This is a genomic window from Streptomyces sp. SID3343 (assembly GCF_009865215.1).
GTDB lineage: Bacteria > Actinomycetota > Actinomycetes > Streptomycetales > Streptomycetaceae > Embleya.
This window is the reverse complement of the sequence record NZ_WWJX01001136.1, coordinates 1-4690: the sequence shown is the minus strand read 5'-3', so window position 1 is coordinate 4690 and position 4690 is coordinate 1. Positions and strand designations below refer to the sequence as shown.

Below are 4690 nucleotides of genomic sequence, written 5' to 3'. Positions count from 1 at the left end.
CCGGGCCGGTGCGTCGAGCGGAACGGGTCGAGGACGGCGCTGAGCGCGCGCGACGAGCGGGCCAGCGCGTCCGCGTCGACCACGCGGCGCGCGTCCAGCTCGCGGCACGCGTTGCGGCGGCGCCCGCTCAGGCGTTCGTCGACGCGCTGGACGAGGGTGTGTTGATGGCGCGCGAGGTCGCGGGCGAAGCCGGCCTCCGCGAGTACGTCACGGGTACGGACGACGTGCACCAGGGCGCCGTCGGCGGCGTACAGCCAGTCGGCCTCGCCGATCGCCAGGCGTCCGCCGATGCCGGTGGCGGGCGCGGCGCCGTGCTCCGCCTGCTCGTCGTTGGGCCCGCCCGTGACCACCGAGCCGGACAGGACGCGCACCCACACCGTCCCCTCCACCGAGCGGGCCGAGCCACCCGCCGGCAACTCCGCGCCCTCCCCGGCCTCCAGCGGGGTGAACGTGCGCGGCGGCAGGCCCATCCGAACCGCGTCCGCGAGCGCGCCCAATCCCCGGTCGAGGCCGGCGGAGAAACACGCGGCGAAGTCGGGATCGGCCGCCGCGGCGGCGAGCACGACGGAAAGCGGCGCGTCGCGCACGGTGCCGCCCGGCAGTGGCTTGCCCAGCATGGCGGTGCTGCCCTCGGGGGCTCCGGAGAGTACCGTTCCCGACGCCACCCGGCACAGGAACTGCCAGCGCCCGCCTTCCTCTTCGGTGGTGGCGAACACGTCGACCATGCCGCCGGTGACGAACCAGACCCGGCTACAGCCGCCGAGCGGGAACGCCCCGGTCAGCACCGGCCCGAGATCGGCATCGAGCACGTGCAGGTCCGGAGGTGTGCCGTCGGGCGGCTCGGCGGGTTCGAAGACCTGCGTCGGCTCGGTCATCCCTTCCTCCTGGTCACTGCTCGCGGATCAGCTCGGCGTAGGGCCCCGCCACGGCCGCGAGTTCGTGGTGGTTGCCGCGTTGGCTCACCTTGCCGTGTTCGAGCACGACTATCTCGTCGCTGTCGCGGACCGTGGACAGTCGGTGCGCGATGATCACGCACGCGCAGCCGCGCCGGCGCAGGTTGTCGTCGATGGTCTCCTCGGTCTGCGCGTCCAGCGCGCTGGTGGCCTCGTCGAGCACCAGCACACTGGGATTGCGGACCAACGCGCGGGCGATCTCCAGGCGTTGGCGCTGACCGCCGGAGAAGTTGCGGCCGCCCTCGACGACCATGCTGTGGATGCTGCCGGCGCGCGCGGCGACCACGTCGTACACGGCGGCATCGCGCAGCGCGGCCACCACCGCGTCGTCGGGGATCGAGTCGTCCCACAACGTGACGTTGTCGCGCACGGTGCCCTCGAACAGGAAGATGTCCTGGTCCACGAACGCGACCGCGGTGCCCATCACGTCACGGGGATGATCCCGGCGCGGCCGGCCGTCGAACAGCAATTCCCCGCTCCAGGGTTCGTACAGCCCGGCGATCAGCCGGCTCACCGTCGACTTGCCGCTGCCCGAGCCGCCCACCAGCGCGACCCGTTCGCCGGGGCCCACCCGCAGCGAGAAGTCGTCGAGCAGCGGTTTGCCCAACGGGCTGTAGCCGAACGTGACATGGGCCAGTTCGACCCGGCCCGCGAGCACGCCCAAGGTCGGGCGGTCGCCGGTCAGGCGGGCCTCGCGGGCTTGCTCGTCCTCGACGAACTCCGGGGCGGGCGGGAACTTTTCGATGTCCTTGAGGCGGTTGACGTCGGCGGTGACGTCCTGGAGCCGCGGTCCGAGGTTGGTCAGTTGGGCGACGGGCCTGCTGAACGAGTTGACCAGCGTCTGGAACGCTACGAGCAGGCCGATCGACATGTGCCCGTCGATGGCCCGCAGCCCGCCGATCCACAGGATCAGGCCGCTGTCGACGGCGGCCAGGAGCGGTGGCATCACGGCGAGCATCGCGGTGGGCGCGCCCAGTGCCTGCTGTCCCGACACCACCCTGGCCTGGAAACCGGCCCAGCGTTTGAAGTAGTCGCTCTCGGCGCCCGACGCCTTCATCGTCTCGATCAACTGGAGCCCGTTGAACGACGTGGACACCAACCCGGAGCGGTCGGCGCGCAGTTTGGACACCGCGTCCACGCGCATCCGCGACACCAGGCGCAGGACCACGATGTTGAGCATCGCGACGCCGACCCCGACCACGGTGAGTTGCGCGTCGTAGGTCCACAGCAGGCCCGCGTAGACCACCACCAGGAGCATGCTGACCACGGTGGTGGCTACGTCGCGGGACAGGATCTGGGCGATGGTGTTGTTGGCGGAGACCCGTTTGCTGATCTCGGCGGGATTGCGCTGGGTGAAGAACACCACGGGCAGCCGCAACAGATGTCGCACCACCCGCACCGAACTGCGGATCGACGACGCGGACTCCACCTGGAGCAACTGGCCTTGTTGCAGCATCGTCAGGCCGAGGGTGACCGCGGTCGCCAGCGCCATCGCGGTGAGCAGCGCGGGCAGGAACGAGTGGTCACCGCCGGTGAGAACCCGGTCGATGAACACCCGGGTGAAGGCGGGCGCGGCCAGCCCGGGCAGGATCAGCAACAGGCTGGCGAACAGCGCGAGCAACAGCGCGCCGCCGCTGCTGCGGTAGCGCGCCTTCAGGTCGGCGAGCAGCCGGGGCGGCCGACCGCCGCGCCGGAAGTCCGGTCCCGGCTCGAACGTGAGCACGATGCCGGTGAAGGCCGCGTCGAAGTCCTCGGTGGTGACCACCCGACGGCCCTCGGCCGGGTCGTTGAGCCGTACGATCGGCCCCCCGAGCAGGCGCCGGCCCATGCCCTCGTAGACCACGAAGTGGTTGAACTTCCAAAACAGGATGGCCGGCGGGTGGGTCTCGACCAAGGCGGCGGTGTCCATCTGCAGCCCGCGCGCGGTGAGTCCGTACGAGCGGGCGGCGCGCAGCAGGTTCGCGGCCTTGGCGCCGTCGCGAGAGACCCCGCACGCGTGCCGCAGCTCCTCCAGCGGCACGAATCGACCGAAGTGCGCGAGCACCATGGCCAGGGCCGCGGCGCCGCACTCGACTCCTTCCAGTTGGATGACCGTGGGGGTGCGGACCGACATCCGGCGTTCGGGCTCCCGGCGTCGGCGACCTTCCGGAGCGGGCGGTGCCCCGGCCGGCGGGGGCGGCGAGATGGTGGTCATCCGGGGAGCAGCCAATCGATGGGGCTCTCGCCCGGGAGGCGGGCGAAGCCGGTGACGGGTGTCTGCGAGTCGATCCGGAACGGCGGGCCGGCCTTGTTGGACCACCGGTAGCCGCTGAGTGTGCGCGGGTCGGTGTCGAGGTCGACGGTGATCCGGACCACGCTGCCGTTGGACATCAGCCGGGCCGCGGCCTGCTGGTTGCCACCGAGGAAGTCGGCGACCTGCTGTTCGGTGTACGGGAATTGGTCGATCGCGGTGATGCGGCCGCGCAACAGGCCGAAGGCCTGGGACGGCGCGGACTGGACGGACACGTCCACCTGGCCGCCCTGGCGGAGCATGCCGGCGCTGCGCGGCGACACGAACAAGGTGGCGAGCAGGCGATCGTCGTTGGCGTCGGTGCGCTCGACGGTCATGAACGTGGTGCCGGCCGAGATGTACTGTCCGCTGGAGACGAGCAGGCCGATCACCCGGCCGGCGAACGGCGCGCGCACGATCTGCGTCGCGCCCTGCTGGTCGACCACCGACAGCACCGGCGTGCCCTTGGGCACGAGCGTCGCGGAGTCGACGAACAGGTTGGACACCAGGCCCGTCTGCGGGCTCTGCACCCGCGAGACGCCGAGCGGATGGGTGAGGATGCCCGGCACCTTGACCTTGCGCGGGAGGGTGCCGGTCACCGACCACGCGGCCGTACACGACACCAGGAGCGCGAGTGCGACGAGCAGCGCCCACGCGCGCGGCCGCACCAGCCGGATCGGCGCGTCCAGGTCCTCCGGCGCCTTGAGCGCCTCCAGGGCCTCGCGGCGAAAGTTCATCGGCCCTCCTCCGGGCCGGCGCCGTCCGGGTGGTCCGGCTCGGGGCCGATCGTGCCGAGCAGGAACTCGCCGACGCTGCCTTCGCGTTCCCACCGGTTGCCGGTGGCCAGCGCGAACATGTCGGAGTCACCGCCGCCGAGACCGCACGCGCCCAGGCCCATCGCGGTCGCGACGCAGTACATCGTCTGGTAGAGCACGCCCACGTGCTTGAGCACGAGCGCGTAGCCCATGGTCTGGTACTTCCACATCACCCGGCCGAAGCGCGCGCTCACCACCAGCGCCACCTGCGGCGGCGCGGTCATCAGCGACGTCGCCCGCGCGACGTCCGACAACCGGGCGACCGCCGGGCCGGGAGCGGCGACCGTCTCCAGCCGATGCCGCTGCGGGTCGTAGTGGTACAGCCCGGGCGCGAGCCCCTCGACGTTGTTGACCAGCGGATACAGCTCCAGTTCGTGGCAGCGACCGCCGGACGGGTAGGGGCGGTCGCCGATCTCCTGGCGGTCCTCGCGGTAGATCGCCCGGTTGCGCGACGTGCGGTACAGGAACTCGCCGAGTTGCGCGAGCGTCAGCGGCGCCGCGTCGTCGTGCGCGCGTACCGAACGGCGGGTCTCCAGGACCTCGGTGAGCGTGGGGTCGTCACGGCGCACTCGGTCCAGGTCGGGCCTGGGCAGGTCCACCGTCGGGCCCGGGTACGGTTCGCGCACGGCCGGCAGCGGGTCGTCCAGATCGGC

The 4690-nt window shown here is 71.8% G+C and carries 3 protein-coding genes and 1 pseudogene; all 4 read right to left on the bottom strand.

Annotated features, from left to right (window positions below):
• Nucleotides 1–875 (bottom strand): annotated as a pseudogene (locus GT354_RS35875) (hypothetical protein); the annotation flags it as partial.
• Nucleotides 876–888: 13 nt separating this feature from the next.
• The gene (locus tag GT354_RS35870; protein WP_161360569.1) at nt 889–3147 is read right to left on the bottom strand and encodes an NHLP family bacteriocin export ABC transporter peptidase/permease/ATPase subunit; all 2259 of its coding nucleotides are present in this window, start codon (nt 3145–3147) and stop codon (nt 889–891) included.
• Complete coding sequence (locus GT354_RS35865; protein WP_161360568.1) at nt 3144–3959, bottom strand: HlyD family efflux transporter periplasmic adaptor subunit; 816 nt, start codon at nt 3957–3959, stop codon at nt 3144–3146. Before GT354_RS35865 ends, GT354_RS35870 begins: the two co-directional genes overlap by 4 nt.
• A partial coding sequence (locus GT354_RS35860; protein ID WP_161360567.1) for a SagB family peptide dehydrogenase occupies nt 3956–4690 on the bottom strand: 735 nt, incomplete at its 5' end. The genes GT354_RS35860 and GT354_RS35865, both read right to left, overlap by 4 nt.

Excerpts from the sequence above, each read along its gene's own strand:
- GT354_RS35870 (WP_161360569.1), bottom strand. The coding sequence starts at position 3,147 with ATGACCACCATCTCGCCGCCCCCGCCGGCCGGGGCACCGCCCGCTCCG.
- GT354_RS35865 (WP_161360568.1), bottom strand. The coding sequence starts at position 3,959 with ATGAACTTTCGCCGCGAGGCCCTGGAGGCGCTCAAGGCGCCGGAGGAC.